19 protein-coding genes and 1 pseudogene are annotated in these 26,434 nt (G+C 46.1%); 8 read left to right on the forward strand and 12 right to left on the reverse strand.

Annotated elements, in window-relative coordinates; genetic code table 11:
* Positions 1-180: 180 nt before the first annotated feature.
* From T411_RS0117025 to T411_RS0117040, 3 genes are all read right to left on the reverse strand, one after another.
* Positions 181-1,035: a co-chaperone YbbN gene (locus T411_RS0117025; protein WP_001147250.1), complete on the reverse strand. Its 855-nt coding sequence runs from the start codon at positions 1,033-1,035 to the stop codon at positions 181-183.
* 428 nt (positions 1,036-1,463) lie between these two features.
* On the reverse strand, positions 1,464-2,291 hold the full coding sequence (locus T411_RS0117035) for an SDR family oxidoreductase (protein WP_000167389.1): 828 nt from the start codon (positions 2,289-2,291) through the stop codon (positions 1,464-1,466).
* A 42-nt stretch (positions 2,292-2,333) separates the two neighbouring features.
* Positions 2,334-3,248, reverse strand: coding sequence for a TIGR01777 family oxidoreductase (locus tag T411_RS0117040; protein WP_001221396.1), 915 nt, complete (start codon positions 3,246-3,248; stop codon positions 2,334-2,336).
* Between the two features lie 414 nt (positions 3,249-3,662).
* On the opposite strand from T411_RS0117040, the gene yfcE reads away from it, so the two are divergent.
* Positions 3,663-4,211, forward strand: a complete 549-nt coding sequence (yfcE, locus tag T411_RS0117045; protein ID WP_000765092.1) for a phosphodiesterase — start codon at positions 3,663-3,665, stop codon at positions 4,209-4,211.
* A gap of 80 nt (positions 4,212-4,291) precedes the next feature.
* On the opposite strand, the gene T411_RS0117050 is transcribed toward yfcE, so the two are convergent.
* Genes T411_RS0117050 through T411_RS0117060 form a run of 3 tightly spaced genes read right to left on the reverse strand, consistent with a single transcriptional unit; the run spans position 4,292 to position 6,005 of the window.
* The gene (locus T411_RS0117050; RefSeq protein ID WP_001030451.1) at positions 4,292-4,585 is read right to left on the reverse strand and encodes an Rdx family protein; all 294 of its coding nucleotides are present in this window, start codon (positions 4,583-4,585) and stop codon (positions 4,292-4,294) included.
* A gap of 40 nt (positions 4,586-4,625) precedes the next feature.
* Positions 4,626-5,147 carry a transmembrane regulator ToxS gene (gene toxS / locus T411_RS0117055; RefSeq protein WP_001181145.1) on the reverse strand — a complete coding sequence of 174 codons (522 nt, stop codon included), beginning with the start codon at positions 5,145-5,147 and terminating at the stop codon, positions 4,626-4,628.
* Positions 5,148-5,156: 9 nt separating this feature from the next.
* Positions 5,157-6,005, reverse strand: coding sequence for a winged helix-turn-helix domain-containing protein (locus tag T411_RS0117060; RefSeq protein WP_000018131.1), 849 nt, complete (start codon positions 6,003-6,005; stop codon positions 5,157-5,159).
* 263 nt (positions 6,006-6,268) lie between these two features.
* On the opposite strand from T411_RS0117060, the gene htpG reads away from it, so the two are divergent.
* The 3 genes from htpG (at position 6,269) to hemH (ending at position 10,244) form a co-directional block, all read left to right on the forward strand.
* A complete protein-coding gene (gene htpG, locus T411_RS0117065; protein WP_001889892.1) occupies positions 6,269-8,176 on the forward strand; it encodes a molecular chaperone HtpG in 1,908 nt (635 codons plus the stop codon).
* Between the two features lie 334 nt (positions 8,177-8,510).
* A complete protein-coding gene (gene adk, locus T411_RS0117070; protein ID WP_001220222.1) occupies positions 8,511-9,155 on the forward strand; it encodes an adenylate kinase in 645 nt (214 codons plus the stop codon).
* Between the two features lie 126 nt (positions 9,156-9,281).
* Entirely contained in the window at positions 9,282-10,244 is a 963-nt protein-coding gene (gene hemH / locus T411_RS0117075; RefSeq protein WP_001059262.1) for a ferrochelatase, read from the forward strand.
* A 97-nt stretch (positions 10,245-10,341) separates the two neighbouring features.
* On the opposite strand, the gene dtpA is transcribed toward hemH, so the two are convergent.
* The gene (gene dtpA / locus T411_RS0117080; protein WP_000067583.1) at positions 10,342-11,823 is read right to left on the reverse strand and encodes a dipeptide/tripeptide permease DtpA; all 1,482 of its coding nucleotides are present in this window, start codon (positions 11,821-11,823) and stop codon (positions 10,342-10,344) included.
* 507 nt (positions 11,824-12,330) lie between these two features.
* Here dtpA and rfaH point away from each other — a divergent pair.
* Complete coding sequence (gene rfaH / locus T411_RS0117085; RefSeq protein ID WP_000833004.1) at positions 12,331-12,828, forward strand: transcription/translation regulatory transformer protein RfaH; 498 nt, start codon at positions 12,331-12,333, stop codon at positions 12,826-12,828.
* Between the two features lie 160 nt (positions 12,829-12,988).
* Here rfaH and asnB read toward each other — a convergent pair whose 3' ends face one another.
* From asnB to nagA, 4 genes are all read right to left on the reverse strand, one after another.
* Complete coding sequence (gene asnB / locus T411_RS0117090) at positions 12,989-14,653, reverse strand: asparagine synthase B (protein WP_000337015.1); 1,665 nt, start codon at positions 14,651-14,653, stop codon at positions 12,989-12,991.
* A gap of 195 nt (positions 14,654-14,848) precedes the next feature.
* Positions 14,849-16,435 (reverse strand): cation:proton antiporter, encoded by a 1,587-nt coding sequence (locus T411_RS0117095; RefSeq protein ID WP_000364240.1) that lies wholly within the window; start codon positions 16,433-16,435, stop codon positions 14,849-14,851.
* A 94-nt stretch (positions 16,436-16,529) separates the two neighbouring features.
* A complete protein-coding gene (gene nagC / locus T411_RS0117100; RefSeq protein ID WP_001013120.1) occupies positions 16,530-17,744 on the reverse strand; it encodes a DNA-binding transcriptional regulator NagC in 1,215 nt (404 codons plus the stop codon).
* 2 nt (positions 17,745-17,746) lie between these two features.
* Positions 17,747-18,883: an N-acetylglucosamine-6-phosphate deacetylase gene (gene nagA, locus T411_RS0117105; protein ID WP_000271133.1), complete on the reverse strand. Its 1,137-nt coding sequence runs from the start codon at positions 18,881-18,883 to the stop codon at positions 17,747-17,749.
* Between the two features lie 468 nt (positions 18,884-19,351).
* On the opposite strand from nagA, the gene nagE reads away from it, so the two are divergent.
* The gene (gene nagE, locus T411_RS0117110) at positions 19,352-20,923 is read left to right on the forward strand and encodes an N-acetylglucosamine-specific PTS transporter subunit IIBC (protein ID WP_001023164.1); all 1,572 of its coding nucleotides are present in this window, start codon (positions 19,352-19,354) and stop codon (positions 20,921-20,923) included.
* 247 nt (positions 20,924-21,170) lie between these two features.
* Complete coding sequence (gene glnS / locus T411_RS0117115) at positions 21,171-22,841, forward strand: glutamine--tRNA ligase (RefSeq protein ID WP_001287116.1); 1,671 nt, start codon at positions 21,171-21,173, stop codon at positions 22,839-22,841.
* Positions 22,842-23,121: 280 nt separating this feature from the next.
* Here the strand turns inward: glnS and T411_RS1000000121450 are convergent, their stop codons facing one another.
* Positions 23,122-23,340 carry a hypothetical protein gene (locus T411_RS1000000121450; RefSeq protein ID WP_001889887.1) on the reverse strand — a complete coding sequence of 73 codons (219 nt, stop codon included), beginning with the start codon at positions 23,338-23,340 and terminating at the stop codon, positions 23,122-23,124.
* Between T411_RS1000000121450 and hubP the strand changes: the two are divergent.
* Positions 23,318-26,434, forward strand: a pseudogene (hubP, locus tag T411_RS01000000119745) (polar hub landmark protein HubP); the annotation flags it as partial. The gene T411_RS1000000121450 and the pseudogene hubP overlap by 23 nt on opposite strands.

The following is a 26,434-nucleotide window of genomic DNA, read 5'->3' on the forward strand; positions in this document are numbered from 1 at the left end:
CCCCAATCGCATAGTGTATCTATGCTGGAGGGGATTCACTTATTTGCCGCCTACCTGCAACTTCAAGTCGTTTGAGGATATAAATATGGCGCTCATATTAGAGCGCCATATGTCTTTTCCTATTTCAAGCAGCCGCCGTGTTGGCTGTATGCTTCACGTCGTGAATCGGCTGGACTTGGGTTAGTAAAGAAGTGAATAGAGTTTTTTACGATACTGATTCGCTAATGGATGACCTTGACCTAGGGCGGTTAGGATATCCATAAAGGTTTTTTTCATTTCACCATCTAAGGTGTTTAGATTTTTACTGAGCCAAGACCAGAGTAAGGAGAGGGCTTCCTCGTCGCGTTTGACATGGTGATATTGTTTGGCAAGCTCTATAGCAATATTGGGATTCTGCGGGTCACTATTCCACTCTTGCTCAAGAGCGATAATTTCTGGGCTATTCGCGGCTTGTTGATGTAATTCGAGTCTCGCGATCAGCGTTTTGTATTCACCTTGTTGGTATTCAAGTGGCATGTTGGCCAGCTCGGTTTGCGCCGCTTCTACTGCGCCGGTTTCTAGATAACAGCGAGCTAGAGTGAGTTTGACCTCACCTTTATTACGCCACTCATCACTCAATGTGCTGAGCAGAGATAATGCTTCACTAAATTGCTCTTGCTCTGCAAGCTCGAATCCTTGGTACATGAGGCGCTCTTCATCGCTTGGCAAATGACGCTTAAGCATTTCCTCAACCGCTTCAATTGGCTGGGGGCCGCCTAATCCATCGACGGGTTTACCTTCAATAAACAGCGCAATGGTCGGAATCGCTTGGATCCCAAACTGCGCAGCAATCCCTTGTTCTTCTTGGCAATTTAAGCGTGCAAGAACAAAGGCTCCTTGATAACGTTCGGTGAGTTGTTCAATCGCGGGTAACAGCTCGGCACTCTCATGGCTTATTGGAGCCCAAAAATAAAAAAGTACTGGTGAGAGGGTGGAGTGTTGGAGCACTTGGTGAAAGTTATGTTGAGAAACGTCAATAATCTTCGCTGCTTGCATAGCAAATCCTTGGTTTGGATGGCACATCGCTGAATAAACTATGGGGATGAAGGCTTCAAAACTCAAGCCTAGGTAAGTTCCTTACTAGATAAAGTGATCGCGTGATGGGAGCGGTTCTCTTGTTTGAACTGAGTCGTCGAACAGTGATGCAAGAGGTTGATATATGCAGGATTAAAACAAAATCACCACCCGAAGGTGGTGATTTTGTGGCTCTTACGAGCGAGCAAGCAAAGGTGTTTAAAGCAGTATAAATAAGGTCAGCGCAACACCGACACCGATCCAATTCCATTGGTTTAATGTCATTTTTTGTCGAACCACATGCAACGCTTGATAGATATTGATGTTTTTACTCAATGTCTAGGAGTTAATCCAGTGAGCATTATGAAGTTTGCCGCGCAATTGTTACCAAATAATGACAATTAAATAATTTATGCGGCTTTAAATAATAATTTGTCTAGCCAGCGTGTGGGTAAAAGTCGCTTTAATACCGCAAAGACTTTGGTTGGCGTCGTAATGCGATAACGGATCTTCGGTTTGCGTGCTTCCAGAGCATGGCAAAGTGGTGCTAGACAAGCCTCTGGCGGTAAGACAAAGCGGTTGTTGGAGTGCGTTTTGCTCAAACGTTGCATTTGTTGTTGGTAGGCGAGGTGGTGAACACTTTGTTCGATGTTTACCCAGCGCTTAAAGGCGTGTAAGGCATTGGCGCGAAATTGAGTTTCAATCGGACCAGGTTCAATCAAACTGATATGAATATCCGACCCTTGCAACTCCAGTCTTAAGGTATCCGTCCAGCCCTCGATGGCAAACTTGGAAGCATTGTAAGCACCGCGGTATTTCATGGCGGCAAAGCCAAGTACAGAGCTGTTTTGAATAATGCGTCCGTAACCTTGACGACGAAAGTGAGGAAGCAAGCGGGTCGTCAGATGATGCCAGCCAAAAAAATTGGCTTCGAACTGTTCGCGCATAGCTTGTACGGGTAAGTCTTCCAAAGCGCCCGGTTGGCCATAAGCTCCGTTATTAAACAGTGCATAAAGCCGATGGTTGGAAAGTTCTAGCGCTTGCTCTACCGCTTGGTTGATGCTGGCTTCACAGGTGAGATCCAGTTGAATGCAGGTCAAACTCTCTTGGGATAGGCGCGCAACATCTTGTGCATCACGACATGATGCTATCACCTGATAACCCCGTAACTGCAATTGTTTCGCCGCCATGTAACCAATGCCGCTTGAGCAGCCAGTAATGAAAATCGATTTGGTCATCGCAATCCTATTATGTATGCGTTTGCTTGTGTCCGTTATGGCTTATTGTGATGCCGTAAGGAGCTGATTAAAGGCTCGATCAATGCGTGAATAGTGGAACTGAAAGCCAAGGTCGGTCAGTTTTTTCGGCTTGGCTCTAATGCTATCGAGCAGCAATTCAGAGGCTTCACCCAATAACATTTTTATGAGCCATTGCGGCGTTTTAAAAAGGTGCGGACGCTTCAATGTGGTGGCTAATGTGAGGCTGAATTCGGCATTGGTCACAGGATGTGGGGCACAAAGGTTATAAGGACCTTGAGCGTGTTCGGTTTCAAGCAGAAAAAGGATGGCGCGCACCATATCCTGCATATGGATCCAAGGCATGTATTGTTGCCCATCTCCAATCGGCCCTCCTAACCCGAGTCGATAAGGGGGAAGCATTTTTTTGAGTGCCCCACCTTCCGGTGCTAGCACGATTCCTGTACGTAATAAACAGACCCGCGTCTGTTCAGATTGTGCTTTGAGGGCGCGCTGTTCCCACTGTTGGCAAACTTGGTGAGAAAAATGGTCACTTCTTACCTGAAGGCTCTCATCAAAGGCATGCTGTTGTTGGTCGCCATAAAAACCCACGGCAGATCCACTCAAAAATACGGCGGGTGGGTGAGCGCTAGCGTGAATTTTCTCGACTAATTGTTCCGTGATGTCTAGGCGACTACGGGCAATACGCTGCTTTTGGCTTTTGCTCCAGCGTTTATCGGCAATCGGTTCTCCGGCAAGATTGATGATGGCATCTATCCCGTTGAAATCAGAGAGCTCGTCTAACGAGCGCAGTAATTGCAGATTCTGACTTGGAATGTGCGCAAAGCGCTGAGCGGCTTTGGTTAGGTCACGCGTGAGAACCAGCAGCTCATGACTACTGAGCAACTTTATCAGCTCAAAACCGACAAATCCGGTTCCTCCAGTAATTAAAATTCTCATGGTGACTCCTTGTGTGAAGCGGGTTCGGTGATTCGAACTATACCTTTTTTACTTGAAGTTGCCGCGGTGCAGGCTACGCTTGATCACCCAATCACATAGTTTATCTATGCTCATGGTGATTTCTCACTTGCCGCCTACCTGAAACTCCAAGTCGTTTGGGTATAACGCAGTATTGAAATAGTGAAGAGTGAAAGGGGGCTTTGTCAAATCTGGCTCATGGGTTATGCGGGCATTTACCCGTTTATCCTGCTCAATTTGAAGCGGTATCAGTTCCTTATTTAAGATCGTAGCGCTGTTGGCTAGGTTTATTCATCCTAAGATAGAGTTTGTTTACGGTGAGTTGGGTGACAAAACAACGGTGCACGGTAGAAAAGAAAGCCTTACAATTACCCAGTGTTTTTTAAGAGGTTAACCATGAAACTATTTTTTGTCTCAGATCTGCATGGTTCTTTATCTGCGACCGAACAAGCACTTGCGCTTTATCAAGCATCGGGGGCGCAATCTCTGATTTTGTTGGGCGATGTATTAAATCACGGGCCACGTAATCCTATCCCGCAAGGGTACAACCCTGTAGCCGTCGCTGAAAAATTGAATCAGTTTGCTCAGCAGATCATTGCTGTGCGTGGGAACTGTGATAGTGAAGTCGATCAGATGCTGTTGAGTTTTCCTATGATGAGTGACTCAGCATGGGTACTGTTAAGTTCAGGGCGACGCTTACTTTTAACGCATGGGCATCTTTACCATAAAGATAAGCTGCCGCCGCTTAGCGATGGGGATGTTTTGGTGCATGGCCACACGCACATTCCTGTGGCCGAACAAGTTGGCTCAATATACCTAGTTAACCCGGGTTCTATGACGTTTCCCCGCGGTGAGTATGCCGCGAGCTATGGCGTGCTGGAAGGCGATACAATGAAGGTGATATCGGTTGCTGGCGAAACGCTGGCCAGTTGCCTCCTTCAATAAATCTAAAGTTCGACATCCCCTTGCGACTTGAAGCTGCAGCGGTGTTGGCCGTATTTTATTCTGAGTCGTTTGGGGATCGCTTAACTTTGCGTAGAAGAGGGGCGATCAACATGCCCAAGATCGCGCTCAGGATCAATTAAATCACGCACTCTTTGCTTCAGCACTTTGGCTTCTGGAAATCCCCCTTCCTGTTTACGTTCCCAAATCTGCACGCCATTACAAAAAATCTCGAAGCGTCCGCCCGTATCGGGGTGCAGGGCGACATACTCAATCTCTTCGCTGAAGGTATGCAGTAGCTCCTGACTCAGCCAGGCAGACCGCAGCATCCAATTGCATTGGCGGCAGTAATAAATCTCGATTTGGGCTTTGTTCATCGTGACGTCCTTGTTATGTCCTATTCTACGCTCAGTCAGGTTAAGAATTACTGAACAGTACGGTAGAACCATGACTTAAGCTGGTAAAGAGAATGGTTCTTTCGTTAACAATGTCGACTCGACGACTTTGTTGTGCATCCATCTTGAACAGTTGAGTAATCAGCTGCAATTGCTCGTCAGTAAAGTCTTTGCTTTGGTTTGACGAAATATCTTTAAACTCGACTGGCGTAACCAAAAGGTAATTATCGCTGATATCCCATTCACCAAATTCGGAGATATTAATGACGCTTTCTGCACTATTGTCATCGGAAAATAGCTTTACGATTGAAACCCGTAAATAAGTGCCATTAGGCAGATATTTCACATTGGAAGTGACGTCTACCCGACTGAGTGGCCCCATAGCCGGGCGGTTGCTGTTGGTCTTAATCAGAGAGACCATTTTGGACTGCCATTCTCGAGAGGTTAACACTTGCTCAAGCTTGAAGTCACTCCCCCAATATAACCAGCTACTGAGCAGCAGAGAGAGCAGAAGAATACCCATGGCGATGTGTCTATTTTGCATAGCAAGATCCTACTCACACACTTTGATGGCATCGTTAGGGTTAGCAACGATGCGTAAGGTTATGTTTTCCCCTGAAACTTCAGGGCTGTGAATGTAATTCAGCGTTAACTGGTTATTTTGTCCACCAGTGGCAATCACTTCTATCGGCTTGAGTCCACCAGTATGTTTTTCATTGTATTTTTTAACGCACAGTTCGATTGACGGTAGCCAATTTGAAAGATCAGGGTGGTTATTCGGCATATTGACGGCTACGCCATCGACAACCGTTAGGGGTTTAAAGCTGGATTGGCTTGGGTTAGTGAGCAGTAATACTGCGAGGGGAAGTAAGACCGCTATCAGAATAAACAGTCGATTCCCCAAGTTTGGAGCCGATTTATTCGCCACGACATTGGCTGGCTGCGGTGTGTTCACTACAGTGGCTGATGAAGGCACACTGCTTGATTCTGCGTATTCATTGACAGATTCTGGCTGAGAGATGTCATGAGCAGCTTCGTTTTCGCGAGCCATCTCTTCTTCAACCGTTTCCACTCGGGCGATCAATTGGTAACCGCGCTTCGGAACCGTTTTGACGTATTGTGGGGACTTTGTCGAATCTTTGAGCATTTTGCGCAGAGTCGAAATGGCTTGGGTTAAGCTGGAATCATCGACTTCAAAACCTTGCTCTCGCCAAACAAAGTCATGCAAATCATTGCGAGAAATCACCTCGTTTGGACGTTGGGCCAGCAGCCAAAGAATTCGGCTTTCGTTGCTGCCTAATCGAATGATCTCTTCACTATCTTCTTTGTCAATCAGAGTATTGCTTAGGGGATCGAAGGTAAATTTTTCAGCAAGAATGAATTTAGTACCAATATGACTCATCGATATCTCTTTTGAGTTGTGTCCTAATCCGAACATCTAATGTCCCAGTATCTCCCTGTCCCAACACTCAGACTTTACTGGTTTTTTTATCTTCTTTGATAAAAATGCAGACTTAGAATAATCCAATCTCGATCAAAAAACAGTGTTTTTATGAGTTTTGACCTTGAATTTACATTTTTTGTCCATATCTCACTTGCACATCAAGGTAATTCCATTGAGTCTCAATGGATCAATTGTTTGAAACAGAAGTAAACGGAGCGATTATGAGCGAGACTGCAACCACTAATAAAGAAACGCGTGGTTTTCAATCGGAAGTTAAACAACTGCTGCACCTGATGATTCACTCTTTGTACTCCAACAAAGAAATTTTCCTGCGTGAGTTGATTTCTAACGCCTCCGATGCCGTTGATAAGTTGCGTTTTCAAGCGCTTTCTCATCCTGATCTCTATCAGGGCGACGCTGAATTAGGCGTAAAACTCTCTTTTGATAAAGACAAAAATACGTTGACCATTTCGGATAACGGGATCGGTATGACCCGTGATGAAGTGATCGAAAACTTAGGTACGATTGCTAAATCGGGTACGGCTGAATTCTTCTCAAAACTTTCTCAAGAGCAGTCTAAAAACTCGCAGCTCATTGGTCAGTTTGGGGTGGGTTTTTACTCGGCTTTCATCGTGGCGGATGCGGTGACGGTGCGGACTCGCGCTGCAGGTAGTGCACCAGCAGATGCAGTACAGTGGTACTCAAAAGGTGAGGGCGAGTACACGGTTGAAACTATCAATAAAGAGTCTCGTGGTACAGACATCATTTTGCATCTGCGTGAAGAAGGTAAAGAGTTTTTGTCCGAATGGCGTTTGCGCGATGTGATTTCCAAATACTCTGATCACATCGGTATTCCTGTCTATATCCAAACCTCAGTGATGGATGAAGAAGGGAAAGCGACAGAAGAAACCAAATGGGAGCAGATCAACAAGGCTCAAGCTCTGTGGACGCGTGCTAAATCGGAAGTTACCGATGAGGAATATAAAGAGTTCTACAAGCATGTATCACACGATTTTGCTGATCCACTCGTGTGGAGTCATAACAAAGTCGAAGGTAAAAATGACTACACCAGCTTACTTTACATTCCTGCTAAAGCGCCTTGGGATCTGTTCAATCGTGAACATAAGCATGGTTTAAAACTGTATGTGCAACGCGTCTTTATTATGGATGATGCGGCGCAATTCATGCCTTCTTATCTGAGATTCGTACGTGGTTTGATTGACTCAAACGATCTGCCGCTCAACGTATCGCGTGAAATTCTGCAAGATAACAAGATCACTCAGTCACTGCGCCAAGCTTGTACTAAGCGCGTATTGACTATGCTTGAGCGCATGGCGAGCAATGATGCTGACAATTACCAGAAATTCTGGAAAGAGTTTGGCTTGGTGATGAAAGAAGGTCCGGCAGAAGATTTTGCTAACCGCGAGAAAATCGCTAGCTTGCTGCGTTTTGCCTCTACTCATATCGATTCGGCAGAGCAAACCATCAGCCTTGCTTCTTATGTCGAGCGCATGAAAGAAGGTCAAGACAAGATCTACTATCTGACGGCAGACAGCTATACCGCTGCGAAAAACAGCCCACACTTGGAGCAGTTTAAGTCAAAAGGGATTGAAGTCATTCTGATGTTTGATCGCATTGACGAATGGTTGATGAATTATTTGCCAGAGTTTGAGGGTAAAGCGTTCCAGTCCATCACCAAAGCAGGCTTGGATCTCAGCCAGTTCGAAGATGAAGCCGAAAAAGAGAAACATAAAGAGACGGAAGAGCAATTTAAGTCTGTGGTTGAACGCCTCAAAGGCTATTTAGGTAGCCGAGTGAAAGAGGTTCGTACCACATTCAAACTGGCTAACACACCAGCAGTCGTGGTGACCGATGATTATGAAATGGGTACCCAAATGGCGAAACTATTGGCCGCAGCCGGCCAGCCTGTGCCTGAAGTGAAGTACATCCTTGAAGTTAACCCTGAACATGCTTTGGTAAAACGCATGGCGGATGAAGCGGATGAGCAAACTTTTGGCCGTTGGGCGGAAGTGCTACTGGGTCAAGCTATGCTTGCCGAACGTGGCTCGATGGAAGATCCATCACAATTCTTAGGTGCAGTAAACCAACTGCTTGCACCTAGCCACTAAGTCCTTGCTATCGCATCTTAAGCCCGCTTCGGCGGGCTTTTTTCTGCCTTTGAGCTATCGAAGGACGGATTAGTGACTAAACAGGTGAATGGCTGTTTTGCGTCAGTATCATGAGGTCTATCTCAATTTTACCCATCACATTCTTTAGTCTTAGAGCGGTATGCCAAACGATTTCTGTGATAGAATGCGGCACTTGAATGTGGTCATTAACGCGTGTATTTTTGCACGCCAGCTCGCTGTGCGGGCTGTTCTGTCTGTTATACCGAAACTTACCGTGAGTATTTGCAAGCGCTGTGAGCTTCGGTATAAAAATCAATTAGTATGAGGATAAAACATGCGCATCATTCTTCTCGGTGCTCCGGGTGCAGGTAAAGGCACACAAGCTCAATTCATCATGGAAAAATTTGGTATTCCACAAATTTCTACTGGTGACATGCTGCGTGCAGCCATTAAGGCGGGCACTGAGCTCGGTAAGCAAGCGAAAGCGGTAATCGATGCAGGACAATTGGTATCGGATGACATCATTTTAGGCCTTATCAAAGAGCGTATTGCTCAGGCTGACTGTGAGAAAGGTTTCCTGCTAGATGGTTTCCCTCGCACGATTCCACAAGCCGATGGCCTAAAAGAGATGGGTATCAATGTTGACTATGTGATTGAATTTGACGTAGCGGATGATGTGATTGTTGAGCGTATGGCGGGTCGTCGTGCTCATCTACCTTCAGGCCGTACGTACCACGTAGTGTACAATCCACCTAAAGTTGAAGGTAAAGATGACGTAACGGGTGAAGACCTTGTGATCCGTGAAGATGACAAAGAAGAAACCGTACGTGCGCGTCTGAATGTTTACCACACCCAAACTGCGCCACTTATTGAATACTACGGTAAAGAAGCAGCTGCAGGTAAAACTCAATACCTGAAGTTTGACGGCACTAAGCAAGTGAGCGAAGTGAGTGCTGACATTGCTAAAGCGTTGGCTTAATCATTATTGTGATGTGCTGATTGCATTGATAGGTGAAATAAAGCGGCAGTAAAGCCGCTTTTTTTATAAACTTTTTACCAGAAAGAGACGTAATAACGTATTCAACAGTGCATTTTGAAGGAAGCCATGAATAATCATAAAAAACTTGGCATTTTGCTTGCCAACTTAGGTACTCCGCAAGCGCCAACCTCTCAAGCGGTAAAAGCGTTTTTGAGCCAATTTCTGCATGATCAGCGAGTGGTAGACATGAGTCGTTGGTTATGGTGCCCCCTTTTACATGGCATTATCTTGCCAACGCGATCGCCTAAGGTGGCTAAGCTGTATCAATCAATCTGGATGGATGAGGGATCGCCTTTGATGGTCTACTCTCGACGTCAACGCGATAAATTGGCAGAGCTTAGCCAACGGCCTGTTGAGCTAGGGATGACCTACGGAGAGCCGAGTTTATTGGAGGGTGTACGCAAGTTGCAGCAACAAGGTGTTGAACAGATAGTGGTGCTGCCGCTTTATCCGCAATATTCCGCGACGACAACGGCGGCGGTGTTTGATGGTCTCGCCAAAGCGTTGCGTCAGTTACCTGTAGTCCCTGAATTGCACTTTATTCGTGATTATCATGACCATCCACTCTATATCCAAGCCCTCGCGAAAAGCGTTCGTGCTTCATGGCAACAACATGGACAAGGTGATCTGTTACTCTGCTCTTACCATGGTATTCCCAAACGTTATGCGCAAAATGGCGATATCTACCCAGAGCATTGCCTAAAAACCACAGAGTTATTGGCTCAAGCATTAGGATTGCCTCAAGATAAAGTCATGATGACTTACCAATCTCAGTTTGGTAAGGAAGAGTGGCTGCAGCCATACACGGACAAGACGATGGAAGCGCTTCCTCGCCAAGGCATTAAAAAGCTTGATGTTATTTGCCCTGCCTTTTCAGTGGACTGCTTAGAAACGCTGGAAGAAATTGCTGAGCAGAACCAAGAAATCTTTTTGCACAGTGGTGGCGAAGCGTTCCACTATGTCCCCTGTTTGAATGACAGTCAGAGCCACATTGAGCTGATGGCCGCGCTGGTTAAAGCCCATTGTTAAGCTTCAACGTGAGCGAGTCATGCATAAAGCAGCCATACAAAAACAGCGCCTCATTCGGCGCTGTTTTCAGTTCCACGGCGTATTTATGATTCCATCTTTATTGCGTCACCAGCTCTAACGGCTCTGATTCACCGCGGCAGATGCGAGTCAGCTTAGGTGCAATCATGAAGGTGACGATGGCAATTCCGGCTGTCACATAACCAATTTGCGCAAATACCTCACCATAAATATGCAGTGATTCGGTGGCGCCAGACACATTAGCCGGCGTTGAAGTCAGGCTAGCGACCCAACCTGCAATGACCGCGGCAGAGGCCGAAGTGAGGAACCACATACCCATTGCAAAACCCATCATACGTTGTGGTACCAATTGCGCGACCATCGCTAAACCAAGACCAGAGACTAGGAGTTCACCGATGGATTGGAAAGCATAACTTGCGATAAGCCAGTTTGAGCTAATGATGCCTTGTTCGTTAGCAAACAAGGTTCCCCAGCTTAATACTAAGAAAGAGAGCGCACATAAAGCCATCCCGAAAGCGAACTTGAAAGGCATCGCCAATTTATCTCCCAGTTTGCCGTAAGTCGCCGCCAAAATAGGGCTAGCAATCATAATCCAAAACGGGTTGAGCGCTTGAAACTGCTCTGGCGCGACATCAAAACCAAAGATATGGTGCTCAACGTTATTGATAGCAAAGAAATTCAGTGAAGTTGGCATTTGGAAATAGAGTACGAAAAACACTACACCTTGCAGCATCAAGATGAAGGCAACCAGCATTTTGGCGCGTTCAATGCCAGACATAGAGAACGCTTCTTTAAAATAACATCCCAGAATAAACAGACCCGCAACAACCAAAATACCGTGTGCTAGGGTGAGGTTTTGTAGTAAGTAGCTACACACTAGGCTGGCAATGATAGAACCCACGGCGACAAGAACCAGATACATTTTATTCACCGGCATAAGATCGGCTGGAGAGCCTGTGCCTTTTAACATGCGTAAGCAAAATAGGAAGTTCACCACAGTGATGGCAAGGCCGACTGCACTCACCCCAAATGCCATTCCATAGCCCATCTTGATTGCTACAAGTGGAGTAATGATCATTGAGAAGAAAGAGCCTAAATTGATCGCCATGTAGTACATGGTGAAAGCACCATCTAAGCGAGGATCATTCTCTGGGTAAATTTTTGCAAGTAGACTCGAAGGGTTTGCTTTGAACAAGCCGTTACCAACCGTAATAAAGCCCATAGCGATGTAGATTAACGTTGGCCCAACCAGCGGATGATCTGCGGTGGAGAGTCCAAGCAGAACATAACCAAGCATCATGACAATCGCGCCGAGAGTAATAGCACGTTTTGTTCCAATGACTTTATCGCCGATCCAACCGCCAATCGCGACAAAGCCGTACACTAACGCTGAAAAGGCACCGAAGAGTACGAAAGAAGCGGACTCATCCATGCCCATAATTTTGACCATGTAAACCGTCAGAATGGCTTGCATACCGTAGAAGCCAAATCGTTCCCAAAATTCGATAGAGAAGATCAAATAGAAGGCATTCGGTTGTTTAAAGATATTAAGGTTGGACATAAGCATTCCTGTATCATTGTGCAGTGCAATGGTTGAAGTCTGTTGTGAAGCTCCAACCGTCAAACATTATATTTATTCAACTCATCCATGAGAGTTTTTTATTCGGCTGATACCTATACATTCAAAATAAATGATGAGCAATACAGGTTTTCTCAGGATTCAGTTGTAAATAAATGTAACTCAATGAAAATCAATAAAACTTCCGAGAAATGAATCGTGATTTTTGTTGCGTAAACTAATTTTTCACAAAAAGGACTTGCCACCAAACTTGGGTGTGAATGCTCCATTTGATGGGTTTGTTGAATCTATCAATATGATTAATTTGTGGTTTTTATTGTTTTGGTAGGCGATTTCTTACTGGATGTTTGCTTGGAAAATGCACAGATTAAGCTAATTTATGCATTTAAATCAGGTGCGGGGGACTCAACTCTTTTTACAAGAGTGCATTTCATATTTGCTCTATGGGTGTGGTAGCATGCCGAAAAAGGTTGGCATAACAGAATATAAATGAAACGTTGGTATCTACTTTACTGCAAACGAGGCGAGCAGCAGCGCGCGAAGATGCACTTAGAAAATCAAAGTGTTGAATGCTTCTACCCCGAAGTGTGCGTTGAAAAAATTCTACGTGGTAAGCGGCAAATGGTTCAGGAGCCGTTATTCCCTTCTTATATGTTTGTGCGTTTCGATTTCGAAAATGGACCTTCATTTACGACCGTACGTTCTACGCGTGGTGTCGTAGATTTTGTCCGCTTGGGGCCTCATCCACGTGAACTGCAAGGCGATTTGATTTATCAATTGAAACAGCTTGATTGTGAGCAATTGAAGCATGCCACCAAACAATTGCCAGAAAAAGGGCAAACCGTGCGAGTCGCAAGAGGTCAGTTTGCGGGCATTGAAGCGATTTATTTAGAGCCGGATGGTGATACTCGCTCGATCATGCTGGTGAAGATGATCAGTCAGCAAGTACCAATGAGTATTGAAAATACCGATTGGGAAGTCACCTAATCTTATCTTTACCGTCTTGATTTTTCTGTTGATGAATCATCGGGTGATGAAAGAATTAAAAAGCCAGAATGAGTCATCACTCTGGCTTTTTTAATCACTATACTCGCCCTACTTGAAGCAGCAGCGCTGCTGGCTAGAACTTCAAGTAACTTGGGTATCCTTAGTAGGCTTGTTTGTGGACGGCTTTCACCGCGCGGCCTGATGGGTCAATACAGTTTTTGAATGACTCATCCCACTCAATCGCTTTGGCTGAAGAGCAAGCGACGGAAGGGCCTCCCGGTACGCAGCGTGCCGCAGATTCAAGTGGGAATAGCTCCTCAAAAATTTCCCGGTACACATAACCTTCTTTGGTGGTTGGAGTATTGTATGGGAAACGGAATTTCGCAGTTTCCATTTGTTGATCACTGATCTTAGCTTCTGCGGTAGCTTTTAGCGTATCGATCCAGCCATAACCTACGCCATCAGAAAACTGCTCCTTTTGACGCCATGCAATCGACTCGGGCAGATAGTGCTCAAAGCACTCACGCAGGATGTGTTTTTCCATTTTGCCATTACCACACATTTTATCGGCTGGGTTGAGGCGCATCGCAACATCAATAAATTCTTTATCTAGGAAAGGCACACGACCTTCTACCCCCCATGCTGCCAGCGATTTGTTGGCACGCGCACAGTCAAATAAGTTCAACGCCAGCAGTTTGCGTACGGTTTCCTCGTGAAACTCTTTAGCGTTTGGCGCTTTATGGAAGTAGAGATAGCCACCGAAAATTTCGTCTGCTCCCTCACCGGAAAGCACCATTTTGATGCCCATGGCTTTGATTTTACGCCCCATCAAGAACATGGGAGTAGAAGCACGAATCGTAGTGACATCATAAGTTTCGATGTGGTAAATCACATCACGAATCGCATCAAGTCCCTCTTGAATGGTGTAAGTCATTTCGTGGTGCACGGTACCAATTTTCTCTGCAACCTCACGTGCGGCTTTAAGATCTGGAGCCCCTTCTAAGCCGATCGCAAAAGAGTGAAGTTGTGGCCACCATGCCGCACTTTTCTCATCATCTTCAATACGCATTGCGGCAAAACGCTTCGCAATCGCAGAGGTAATCGAAGAATCCAGCCCCCCAGATAGCAGTACACCGTAAGGAACATCGGTCATCAGTTGACGTTTCACGGCAGCTTCTAAGGCTTGAGTTAACTCTTCTTTGCTGCTGACGTTATCTTTTACTTCATCAAAACTATTCCAATCACGCACATAGTAGCGTGTCACCGCTTGATCTTTTGAGCTCAAATAACTGCCAGGAGGAAACTCACTCAATGTTTTACACACAGGAACCAGTGCTTTCATCTCTGACGCTACATAGAAGTTACCGTGTTCATCATGACCCTGATAAAGAGGAATGATGCCGATATGGTCGCGTCCAATCAGGTATTCATCTTTCTCTTCATCGTAGAGAACAAAAGCAAAAATACCATTGAGTTCTTCGAGGAGATCAGCTCCTTTATCGCGGTATAGTGCCAAGATAACTTCACAATCAGAATCGGTTTGGAATTCATATTGACCCTTGTAACGTTCACGAATTTCTTTGTGGTTATAGATTTCACCATTCACGGCAAGGATGAGCTTACGATCTGGGCTATAAAGAGGCTGTGCGCCACTATTTAAACCCACGATGGCCAGACGCTCATGGGCCAGAATCGCTTTATCAGAAGCATAGATACCTGACCAGTCTGGACCGCGATGGCGCAGTTTTTTCGACATTTCGAGGGCGATAGGTCTTAGCGTTGCTGCATCAGTTTTAATGTCTAAGATGCCAAAGATAGAGCACATATGAATTCCTTTTAAATGTTTTTTAATCTGTTGGACTTAATTTGCCATTCTGATTAAAAACTTCAACCCCATGTTGAGTTTTATTTTAAATAAAAAGATTTTGATTGGAAATTTTCTATTTAATCTTCGTGTTGTTTAAATGAGCTTTAAAAAGTGGTGAAAAAAGAAACGATAGGGCGATATTCGCCCTATCTTTTAGCGGCGAGTGAAGTTTGGTTTGAGCTGTTCGCATACATGGCGAGCAAAACCAGTACCCGCTTCACTGTAAATGTTGAATGCTGCGTGAGCACCATGCTCAAGCAAGCTTTCTATCTGATCCGGGTATTCTGCAATGGCTGCGATTTGGCCTTGATAGTGGCGCTTTTGCAGTTGCTCAAGGGCAATTTGGTTAGCTTGATGGTGAGGCATAGCCAGCAGCACCAGCTTGACTTTGCCGGTATCGAAAATGCGTTCCCAAAAATCTGGGTCGGTTGCATCGCCAGAAATCACATTACGGCCTTCTTCACGATGGCTATTGGCCGCCTCTTCACGAATTTCTACCCCAAGGCAGATTTCCCCGTGACGTGAAGTGAGCTCTTCATAGGCGCCGCGGCCGATACGTCCCATACCTAAGATAAGAACTTGCGCTTCTCCAGGATCAATTAGGCGATCCCTGGTGTGTAAGGATTCAGCCGCTTGCTCTTTCAGCCATTTGGCCGAACGTTGATAAATGGCATGTCCTTTACGTTCAATCGGAGCGGCTAAGATAAACGATAAGGGGACGGAAACGGCGAGAGCCACCAGAATGTCACTGTTTATCCAGCCCATTTTGAAAGCAAGTCCACCCACGATCAGGCCAAACTCACTAAAGTTGAATAGGGATAGCGAGGCCAGTAGTGACGTGCGGACACGGAAATGGAACTGGTGGATGACCCAAAAATACAGCACGCCTTTTATTGGTAGCAGTAACAGGAGCAGTAGAGCGAGCATAATTCCTGTGGTAGTCGGGTGAGCAGAAAGCCCGATGTTCAGGAAGAAGCAGACTAAAAACAGCTCTTTGAGATTAAATAGTGCTTTCGATAATTCAGAGGCTTTGTGGTGGCTGGCGAGCATCATCCCTAAGATCAGTGCTCCAAGATCGGGTTTCATTCCGACGAGCTGGAAGGATCCGGCTCCCACAACCAATGCAAAGAAAATCCCAAACAGAACCAACATCTCGCCGTGGCCGACCCAATCCAATAACTCATAAAAGAGCGGACGGAGTAAAGGGAGTACAAATAAGCCTATCGCATACCATTCTGGGAGTTTGCCGGTCGATGCGGTTAAGAACACCACAGCAAAGATATCTTGCATAACCAGAATACCAATGGCTAAGGTGCCATAGGTCGCATTCATTTCCCCTTTTTCTTGCAGCGATTTGACGGCAAATACGGTACTAGAGAAGGATAGGGCAAATCCGATCAAAATGAGTTTATCAAAAGAAAGATCCGCCAGACTATCGAGCCCTAACTGCTTAAAAATGAGTAAGAGAAGCGTAAACAGTGCGGTAGAGAGCAAGTTATGAATGGTTGACCCTGCCCAAATCTCTTTGGCGAGTAAAGTTTTGACTTCCAGTTTCAAACCGATAGTAAAAAGGAGTAGGGTTACCCCTAAGTCGGCGAGCAGAGAAAGGGTATCATTACTGGTAAATCCGTAGGCATTGAGCGCAAAACCTGCAATCAAAAAACCAACCAGCGGCGGTAAATGGCATTTTAAAGCGATAAAACCTGCTAAAAATGCGGCAGAAAGAAGTATCAAATCCATGAGCTATATTCTTAATTTAATAATAAAAAAACGGTGGTATAAAAATACCACCGTCATTATAGGTCAATCGGTTGCGTAAGCTTAACTAAAAAGCTCAGTCTTCAAGCAATTTTTGTAACAGAACCCCATTTAACATCGCACGTTTGATCATAGCAAAAGCGCCCATAGTGGGTTGTTTGTAGACTTGTGAAGACACAATCGGCAGATGTTGGTGGAACGTTTTCAGTGACTGATTTTCTACGTTGCGTTGAATCGCGGGGAACACGATCTCTTTGGCGGCGGTGATTTGCCCAGCAATCACGATCTTTTGTGGGTTGAATAGGTTTACGGTAATCGCAATCGCCTTACCCAACTGATTACCTACACGAACCAACGCTTGTTTCGCCAGTTCATCCCCAGCATTTGCGTGCTCACAGACATCATCAATCGTAATCGTATCGAGAGTAGAGAGCGAAGATTCATACCCCTGAGCGATCAGTTTTTGCACACGAGAAGTGATAGCAGGGTTGGTCGCAACGGTTTCTAGACAACCAAAGTTGCCACATTGACATTGCTCACCAAGAGGGTCGATTTGGATGTGGCCAATTTCACCGACGTTGCGGTTATAGCCTAAGAAGACTTGACCGTTAACGATAATCCCTGCACCTGTGCCACGGTGTACACTGACTAGTATGGAGTCTTGGCAATCTTGGCTTGCTCCGAAATAGTGCTCCGCTAAGGCAATACCACGAACGTCGTTACCCACAAAACATTCAACATGGAACTCATCACGAATGGTTGCGCCGAGAGGTAATTCATTGATCGCGACATTAGGCATGTACTCAACAACACCTGTTTCTGGGTTCACCAAACCGGGTAAGGCCACACCAATCGCAATCAACTGATCAATTAATGCGGTGTGTTGTTGAATAAATTGTTTGATCTGTTTAATCAGGCTCGACATCAACACGTCTTGCGTGTTGTAGTGAAATTCATGATGCTCATCAACCAGTGAGTTTCCACCTAGGTCATAGAGGCTGAGTTGAATATAGTCACGTCCGATACGCACGGCAATAGAGTGGAACGGCTTGACTTCTGTGGTCAGCGAAATGGCTCGCCGACCACCTGTAGAAGCTTGTTGCGCGACTTCTTTGATTAATCCACGTTCAAGCAATTGGCGGGTAATCTTGGTAACACTGGCCGGAGCCAGTTGGCTTACATCAGCGACTTGAATCCGACTGATTGGGCCTTGTTGGTCAATCAAGCGGTAAACCGCCGCACTGTTTAGCTGTTTAACTAAATCTACGTTACCAATCTGTCCGCCATTCATTATCAATTCTGCTCGTATTGTCCGTTAACTACCGTCGCTTTTACGTTGAAGTCACGATCAAAAACAGTCAGGTTGGCGATCATACCTTTCTTGATACGACCGAGTTTCTCATCAACACCGATTGCTTTCGCTGGATACAGAGTAGCCATTCGCAGAGCTTCATCTAAAGCGATACCGACATGCTCAACCGTATTTTGAACTGCTTCAATCATTGTTAGGGCTGAACCGCCAAGCGTGCCATTTTCATCAACACATTTGCCATCTCGGTAATATACTTTCTTACCGACAAAAATAAAGTAATCCATTTCAGCGCCTGCAGGAGCTGTGGCATCGGTCACTAATACGAGCTTTTCACCCTTAATTTTGTGGGCAATTCGGATGTTTGCGTAATCAACATGGAAGCCATCGGCGATGATGCCCGCATACACCTCAGGTGTATCATAAATCGCCCCGACCACTCCTGGTTCACGACCTACCATCGGGGTCATTGCGTTAAAGAGGTGGGTCGCAAAGGTAATGCCGGATTCAAAGCTTTTACGTGCTTCGCTATAGGTCGCGTTTGTGTGTCCAATGGAAACAACAATTCCCGCTTTAACCAGCTTCTCAATATGTTCAGGCTTATTATTTTCTGGCGCGAGAGTGACTTTGGCGATCACATCACTATTGGCACAAATCGTATCAATCATCGTATCGTCAGAGGGGCGGATGAAGTCAACGCTGTGGATCCCTTTTTTCATGACATTCAGATAAGGCCCTTCTAAATGAAGACCAAGCGATTGATTTGGGTATTTAGCCTGATATTCGCGAGCGGCGGCAATTGCTTGGCGCATGTTCTCATCGGAAGAAGTGATCAGCGTTGGAAGGAAGCTGGTACAGCCCGATTTAAGGTTAGCTTTGTGCATGGTATCGATGGTTTCCGCTGTGATTTCATCATTGAACATCACACCACCACAGCCATTCAGCTGTAAATCGATAAAACCAGGGCTGAGGTTTGCACCGTTTAGGTCGACCACATTCATCTCAGATGGAAGAGATTCGATAGGGCAAACGGCTTCAATTTTGTCACCGTTGATGATTACCGCATGTTTCACAAGCACATCATTGCCTGTGTAGATTTTGCAGTTCGTTAGCGCATACATAATCAGCTAATCCTCTTGTCGATATTTTTAGATTCATTTTAGCGACTCACCGAGGTTACAGCCAAAGCGCAAGCTGCTTCACTTCAATCAGGTCGCGAATTATCTTTTGTGCAAAAGGCCACAGCAACTGCGGCTAAAAATAAGTCATTGGTCAATCCACTCTTCGCGGTGTTTAACCTAAGGGCATTAAGAGAAATGCACTATGTTAACGAGTGTAACACGGTGACTGTCTGACCAACAAACGCTGTAATATTAGCGTCCAAAAGTTGTTTTTTTACATCATAAAATAAGTTTTATGATCTGGCTAGCAAAATCATTTCGTTCTTAGAACCACGGGTGATTAGGATCACAAATGATGAGGTTTTAATTTGCGGAGCAAAATTAATGTCATAAACTGACCAGGACTAAATTGGGCGACTAAAAAAAGTCTCTCAATACTATACAAAAATCCTATAGGGGGAACTTAAGGTGAATATTCTTGGATATGCGCAAAAGTTAGGTAAAGCATTGATGCTACCTATCGCTACGCTACCTGTAGCGGCGCTCTTACTTCGTTTAGGTCAACCAGACCTGTTAGGCATTCCATTCATGGCTGCAGCGGGCGATGCAATTTTTAGCCAGCTGCCACTACTGTTTGGTTTGGGTATTGCCATTGGTTTATCGAAAGATGGATCTGGCGCCGCAGGTCTAGCGGGTGCAGTAGCTTACTTTGTTCTGAGTGCAACGGCAAAAACGATTGATGCTTCAATCAACATGTCTTTCTTTGGCGGTATCTTCGCAGGTATCATCGCAGGGCACTCTTACAACGCGTTCCACACTACACGTCTGCCAGAGTGGCTAGCATTCTTTGCTGGTAAGCGTTTAGTGCCAATTATGGCGGGTCTGTTCGCTCTGGTTGCTGGTGCGCTTTCTGGCGTTATCTGGCCATCAATTCAAGGTGGATTAGATGCGCTGGCGCATGCCGTCTCTACATCAGGTGCTTTAGGCCAATTTGTTTACGGTACTCTGAACCGTGCTCTGATCCCTGTAGGTTTACACCACGTTCTGAACTCTTACTTCTGGTTCGGCATGGGTACCTGTCAAGAGATCCTAGTTTCAGGTGCTCAAGCCGCTGGTCAAGCACTGCCTGCACTCGAAAAACTGTGTGTGGATCCAGCTCTAGCGAAAACCCTAGTTGTGGGTCAAGAGCATACTTTTGCGTTCAAAAATGCGGTAACGCCTGAAATCACAGCTGTGGTAAAAGAAGTGACTGAAGTGGTTAAATCTGGCGACCTACACCGTTTCTTCGGCGGCGATAAGAGCGCTGGGGTATTCATGAACGGCTTCTTCCCTGTCATGATGTTCGGTCTACCAGGTGCTGCACTTGCTATGTACCTAGCCGCTCCAGCTGAGCGTCGTCACCAAGTGGGTGGTGCACTGTTCTCTGTTGCGTTCTGTTCATTCCTAACAGGTATCACTGAGCCTCTAGAGTTCATGTTTGTGTTCCTAGCACCTGCGCTGTATGCAATGCATGCGGTATTTACAGGTCTGTCACTGGTTGTGGCTAACATGTTTGGCACACTGCATGGTTTCGGTTTCTCAGCAGGTCTTATCGACTTCCTGTTGAACTGGGGTCTAGCAACGAAACCTGCAACTCTGTTTGTGATTGGTCTGGCGTTCTTTGCTCTGTACTTCTTTACGTTCACATTCGCCATTCGTGCGTTCAACCTGAAATCTCCAGGTCGTGAAGACGAAGAAGTGGAAACAGAAACAGACTCCGCTGATGCATCTAAAGGTGATTTGGCTCGCCAATACCTGAAAGCACTGGGTGGTCATGAAAACCTGACATCTATCGATGCGTGCATCACACGTCTACGTCTGACTCTGAAAGACCGCTCTGTTGCAGATGAAGCGGTACTGAAGAAACTGGGCGCGAAAGGTGTTGTGAAACTGGGTGAAAATAACCTGCAAGTTATCCTTGGCCCTCTAGCAGAAATCGTCGCGGGTGAGATGAAAGCCATCAGCCCGAAAGAAGATCTTTCTGACGTTAAACTGCCTTAATCGAGTTTAAACCCTAGCCTGAATCAAAGCCTTCGCGAAAGCGAAGGCTTTTTACTTATTTCCCGTTTGAGAAGTGGCGATATAAGCATCGAACCGTAGAAATAATCACAAGAAATCCATAGTTTTTATTGTGCCCACCGCAAGAATTGTGGATGATTAGCGGCAATATTTTCTGTTTTCTAGCCTTGATGGTACAAGAAGCAGAAACGCTTTCTGACAATACTAAATGAATTTTGAGGTGCTATAGATGAGTGAAGCTGAGGCTCGTCCATCGAACTTCATCCGCCAAATTATCGATAAAGATCTTGCGGATGGTAAACACACGACCGTGCATACTCGTTTCCCGCCGGAGCCGAATGGCTACCTGCACATCGGTCACGCCAAGTCAATCTGTCTGAATTTCGGTATTGCTCAGGATTATCAAGGGCAGTGCAACCTGCGCTTTGATGATACAAACCCAGAAAAAGAGAACCTTGAATATGTTGAGTCGATCAAAAAAGATGTGACTTGGCTAGGTTTTGATTGGTCAGGTGAGGTGTGTTACTCCTCTGACTATTTTGACAAGTTGTATGAATACGCGATTGAGCTGATTCAAAAAGGCTTGGCGTATGTGGATGAACTGACGCCTGAGCAAATTCGTGAATACCGTGGCACTCTAACTGAGCCTGGTAAGCACAGCCCATACCGCGATCGTAGCGTAGAAGAAAACCTAGCGCTGTTTGAAAAAATGCGTGCGGGTGAATTTGCAGAAGGTCAAGCTTGTCTACGTGCAAAAATCGATATGGCATCGTCTTTTATCGTAATGCGTGATCCTGTTTTGTACCGTGTGCGTTTTGCTGAACACCACCAAACGGGTGACAAGTGGTGCATCTATCCGATGTACGATTTCACACACTGTATTTCTGATGCGCTCGAAGGCATTACGCACTCTATTTGTACTTTGGAATTCCAAGACAACCGCCGTCTGTATGATTGGGTTCTTGATAACATCACGATTCCATGCCATCCACGCCAGTATGAATTCAGCCGCTTAAATCTCGAATATACCGTGATGTCTAAGCGTAAACTGAACCAGCTAGTGACCGAAAAATTGGTCACAGGTTGGGATGATCCACGTATGCCGACCATTTCAGGCCTGCGTCGCCGTGGCTTCACGCCAAGCGCTATTCGTGAATTCTGTAAGCGCATTGGTGTGACTAAGCAAGAAAACATGATTGAATACAGTGCATTAGAGTCTTGTATTCGTGATGATCTTAACGAAAATGCGCCACGTGCGATGGCCGTTCTGGATCCGGTTAAACTGGTGATTGAGAACTTCGCCGCAGGCACAGTGGAAACTTTGACGCTGGCTAACCATCCGAACAAACCTGAGATGGGCGATCGCGAAGTGCCATTTACCCGTGAGTTGTGGATTGAACGCGAAGATTTCCGCGAAGAAGCCAACAAGAAATACAAGCGTTTGGTGTTAGGCAAAGAAGTGCGTCTGCGTGGTGCTTACGTCATCAAAGCTGAGCGCATCGAAAAAGATGAACAAGGTAATATCACCACAATCTTCTGTTCTTACGATCCTGAAACCTTGGGTAAAAACCCAGCCGATGGTCGTAAAGTGAAAGGTGTTATTCACTGGGTATCTGCAGAAAAAGGCGTTCCTGCTGAGTTTCGTCTCTACGAGCGTCTGTTCACTGTACCCAATCCAGGTGCGGCGGATAACTTTGCCGAAACCATTAACCCAGAATCTCTGGTAAAAGTTCAAGGTTATGTTGAGCCAAGCTTAGTGGAAGCAAAACCTGAATTTGGTTATCAGTTTGAGCGTATGGGCTATTTCTGTGCCGATAACAAAGACTCTAGCCCGCAGGCTTTGGTCTTTAACCGCACTGTTGGTTTGCGCGATAGTTTCGTCAAAATTGACGAAGAGTAAGCCGAAAAACGAGAGTAAAATGCAAAGCCAGCCAACGTGCTGGCTTTGTTTTTAGGCGTGGAGAAAGCGGTGTTGCCTCACGCTAGGACTGAAATTTGTGTGAGATTCCTGCGATTATTCCGGTCGTGACACATTTTTTGCCAGTCAGTCTATAGTTTTGCTAGGTGGATCCGATATATTTAACCAATCTCCGTACTTCAAAATTCAAAGCACATACTGAGCCTTTTATGCGTCGATTTTTCCAACGGCTCCTGCTGCCAGTGGCAGTAATGGTCGTGACTCAGACTTCTTTCGTCAGTGCAGAAAGCATTCGTCTTGTTGGCCCTGATGGCCAAGTACAACCTACGCCCCAATATAGTGAAAATATTGTTCGCAATTCGGCTAATAATGAACCCGGTCGATTTTTCGGGCCGACCTCAGCCAACCAGACTTTGTGGTCGATAGCCAGCCAGTTACGGCCTTCTTCCAGCGTCACGGTGCAACAAACGTTATTGGCCATTTATCAGCTCAATCCTCAGGCGTTTGAAAATCAGAATATTCACACTCTGATCCCAGGTAGTACTCTACGTGTTCCGTCACTGGCACAAATCAGTCGCAATAGTACTCAAGACGCTGTCAACATCATGGCGTCTCACCAAGCAAAATTAAACCAAACACCCGATACGCCAGTGAGGCCTGTAGCTCCTCCACGTCCTGCTCCTGTTGCAACGCCAAAAGTAGAAGCGGTCGCGCAAACGCCACCTCAAGTCACCCCTACGACCGCGCCGCAAGAGAAAGCGCCTACTGAGCTCAAGACGCCCGCTAAACCCAGCCAATCAACAGATGCTGAAGTGATGGCTCTGGAAGAGAAGAATCACACCTTGCGCTTGATGCTTTCGCAAGTGCAATCGGAAGTCAGTACTCTCAAAGAAGAGCTGGGTGATGAGAACCGCATCCGCAGTGAAGTCGAGAGATTGTTGGAAGAAGAGCGCCGTAAAGCGGAAGAAGCTTCGCGTCTTGCGCCATCAGCTTTAGATAATTTGCTTTCTAATGGCTGGTTAGTGGCATTGTTAGCGCTAATCCCCGGTCTGCTTATTGCTATCGTGGTGCTTCTGCTGCTTAACCGCCGCTCAAGTGCTCAGCAAGAGAATCCAACGCAAAACAATATCACTTCTGAAATGCCAACCGCGGCGCCTGTCACTTTAGGTCCAGAACAGACGGAAGATATTGGTGATGACCTGCTGTTGGATGATGACCTCTTCAGTACCACCGACGACAAAGAAGAAAATGACGCTGAAAAAGCGTTCTCGGATGAAGATGATGTCTTCGCCGATCTGAACGAAACCGATCTTGATTTCAATCTTGATGGACAGGACAGCGATGATCTGTTTGTAGGAATTGATGATGATGGCGATCTCGATACCGAATTTGATGCTCTAAATGAAAGTGCCAACGGCATTTCTGTTAACGCTGATGATAAAGCGCTCGGACTTGAGGAGATGGAGCGCGCGCTAAATGATGTTAGTGAACCAACCGACAACGATGATCTGAATTCTTTTGACTTGGCTGATGAAAATCAAATGTCGGAGGATGACATCGAAGCGCTGTTATCCGGTGATGAAGAGAATGAGCTGCTTAGCGATGGCAAAGTGGATCAATCGCTGCTGGATGACTTACTCGCCAGTGAACTCGACGCATTAGATGATGAACCCGCGATCCAAGATACCGAAACCTTGGATACGCTACTCAATGATGAGCTGGCGTCGCTCAGTGAAGAGGATGATGACGAATTTGATCTCAGTGGTGCAGGCGTAGCGGGTGACCAAGATTTGGATGACCTGTTTGCCTCTATCGAAGAGCAAGCTGACCTTGAGCAACTTGAAGCCAAAGCGATAGATGAAACGGCATTACTTGATGAAATACTCGCTGAACAAGATGCTCCTCTGAGCGAAGAGAGTACCGAGCTTTTAGATGAGTTGTTGGATGATTTTGATAAGCCAGAAAACGATGAGTTTGATGCCCAAACTGCGGATCTTCTTCAACCCGAAGAGCCCATTTTAGATTTAGAGGAAGATAGCACTCAGTTACTCAATGAGGTGTTGGGGGAACCCGTGCCCGAAGAGCTTGCCTCTGGGCTTGAAATTGACCAAAACAGCACTGAGCTTTTGGATGAATTACTGGATGATCTGGACTTGGATGATGAATCCATCGAAGCTACAGAATTCTCAGTGGCACCGGAAAAACTCAGTGTAGAAGATGGTACTGAGCTTTTTGATGAGTTGCTTGAAATTGAGCAGCATCCAGAGTCAGCAGAATCACTCCCGGAGTTGGCAACCGAAGATGAGTTTAATAGCGATACCTTCATTGACGACTTACTCAACTCGGCACCCGCAAAAGATCCGTTACTTGAACCTGTACTCGATGAAAATGAAGCTTTCGCACAAGCGGATGATTTTGATTTCAATCCTGAAATTGAAGGTGGTCTGGAAGACGATTTATCGCAGCCAAGTGCGCTACCCGCCAATGAGTTTGGTACTCCTCAAGATGAGGATTGGGTATTTGATGAGGATGACTCCTCACCAACTTTAGAGGGTAATGCTGAGCTTGAGCTATCTTCGGCTGAGGATGATTTGCCAGAGCAGACTACCGCCACAAATGAAACGGCGGATGAATTACTGGCAGATTTGGCTGCGCAGCCGCAATCAAATACAGTGGATACGTCTGATGATGCGTTAGCCCCTGACGGGCTTTCTCAGTCTGTCGAGGAGCCTCTCACTCTTAACGATTTGGAGCTGCCAGAAGAGAATGATGAGCCTCAATTGGCTGAAGTCACTCCGTCTTCTGCATTCGACGAACAACAAGTTGAGACCGAAATTGAGCCTGAGTCGGAGCCGTTGGCTGCAGAAGCATCTAATGATGAAAGTGACCTTACTGCGCTTAATGAACTCGATTTACCCGAGTACACCGAAGAAGATGTCTTGGCAGATGTGCAGTTAGAGCCCGCCGCAGAATCGGAAGTTGAGCCAGATCTTGAGTTAGTAAATGAGCCAGTCACGGAGGAAGCCTTTACCGAGCTTGATGAGCTCGATTTGCCTGAGTACACCGAAGAAGATGCCTTGGCGGATGCGCAGTTAGAGCCTGTCGCAGAATCGGAAGTTGAACCCGAGCTTGATCTGGCAAGTGAGCCAGCCGAGGAAGAAGCCTTTACCGAGCTTAATAAGCTCGATTTACCTGAGTACACCGAAGAAGATGCCTTGGCGGATGCACAGTTAGAGTCCGCCACAGAATCGGAAGTTGAGTCAGAGCTTGAGTTAGTAAGTGAGCCAGCTGCGGAAGAAGCCTTTACCGAGCTTGATGAGCTCGATTTACCTGAGTATACAGAAGAAGACGCCTTGGCGGATTCGCAGTTAGAGCCCGCCGCCGAATCGGAAGTTGAGCCAGAGCTTGAGTTAGTAAGTGAGCCAGTCACGGAGGAAGCCTTTACCGAGCTTGATGAACTCGATTTGCCTGAGTACACCGAAGAAGATGCCTTGGCGGATGCGCAGTTAGAGCCTGCCGCAGAATCGGAAGTTGAGTCCGAGCTTGAGCTGGCAAGCGATCTCGAAGAGGAAGAA

Origin of the sequence: Vibrio cholerae ATCC 14035 (assembly GCF_000621645.1) — a bacterium.
In the GTDB taxonomy this organism is placed as follows: Bacteria; Pseudomonadota; Gammaproteobacteria; order Enterobacterales; family Vibrionaceae; genus Vibrio; species Vibrio cholerae.

Bases quoted from the DNA above. Each gene is read 5' to 3' on its own strand.
- T411_RS0117025 (WP_001147250.1), bottom strand. From the start codon at position 1,035: ATGCAAGCAGCGAAGATTATTGACGTTTCTCAACATAACTTTCACCAA.
- T411_RS0117035 (WP_000167389.1), bottom strand. From the start codon at position 2,291: ATGACCAAATCGATTTTCATTACTGGCTGCTCAAGCGGCATTGGTTAC.
- T411_RS0117040 (WP_001221396.1), bottom strand. From the start codon at position 3,248: ATGAGAATTTTAATTACTGGAGGAACCGGATTTGTCGGTTTTGAGCTG.
- yfcE (WP_000765092.1), top strand. From the start codon at position 3,663: ATGAAACTATTTTTTGTCTCAGATCTGCATGGTTCTTTATCTGCGACC.
- T411_RS0117050 (WP_001030451.1), bottom strand. From the start codon at position 4,585: ATGAACAAAGCCCAAATCGAGATTTATTACTGCCGCCAATGCAATTGG.
- toxS (WP_001181145.1), bottom strand. From the start codon at position 5,147: ATGCAAAATAGACACATCGCCATGGGTATTCTTCTGCTCTCTCTGCTG.
- T411_RS0117060 (WP_000018131.1), bottom strand. From the start codon at position 6,005: ATGAGTCATATTGGTACTAAATTCATTCTTGCTGAAAAATTTACCTTC.
- htpG (WP_001889892.1), top strand. From the start codon at position 6,269: ATGAGCGAGACTGCAACCACTAATAAAGAAACGCGTGGTTTTCAATCG.
- adk (WP_001220222.1), top strand. From the start codon at position 8,511: ATGCGCATCATTCTTCTCGGTGCTCCGGGTGCAGGTAAAGGCACACAA.
- hemH (WP_001059262.1), top strand. From the start codon at position 9,282: ATGAATAATCATAAAAAACTTGGCATTTTGCTTGCCAACTTAGGTACT.
- dtpA (WP_000067583.1), bottom strand. From the start codon at position 11,823: ATGTCCAACCTTAATATCTTTAAACAACCGAATGCCTTCTATTTGATC.
- rfaH (WP_000833004.1), top strand. From the start codon at position 12,331: ATGAAACGTTGGTATCTACTTTACTGCAAACGAGGCGAGCAGCAGCGC.
- asnB (WP_000337015.1), bottom strand. From the start codon at position 14,653: ATGTGCTCTATCTTTGGCATCTTAGACATTAAAACTGATGCAGCAACG.
- T411_RS0117095 (WP_000364240.1), bottom strand. From the start codon at position 16,435: ATGGATTTGATACTTCTTTCTGCCGCATTTTTAGCAGGTTTTATCGCT.
- nagC (WP_001013120.1), bottom strand. From the start codon at position 17,744: ATGAATGGCGGACAGATTGGTAACGTAGATTTAGTTAAACAGCTAAAC.
- nagA (WP_000271133.1), bottom strand. From the start codon at position 18,883: ATGTATGCGCTAACGAACTGCAAAATCTACACAGGCAATGATGTGCTT.
- glnS (WP_001287116.1), top strand. From the start codon at position 21,171: ATGAGTGAAGCTGAGGCTCGTCCATCGAACTTCATCCGCCAAATTATC.
- T411_RS1000000121450 (WP_001889887.1), bottom strand. From the start codon at position 23,340: ATGGCCAATAACGTTTGTTGCACCGTGACGCTGGAAGAAGGCCGTAAC.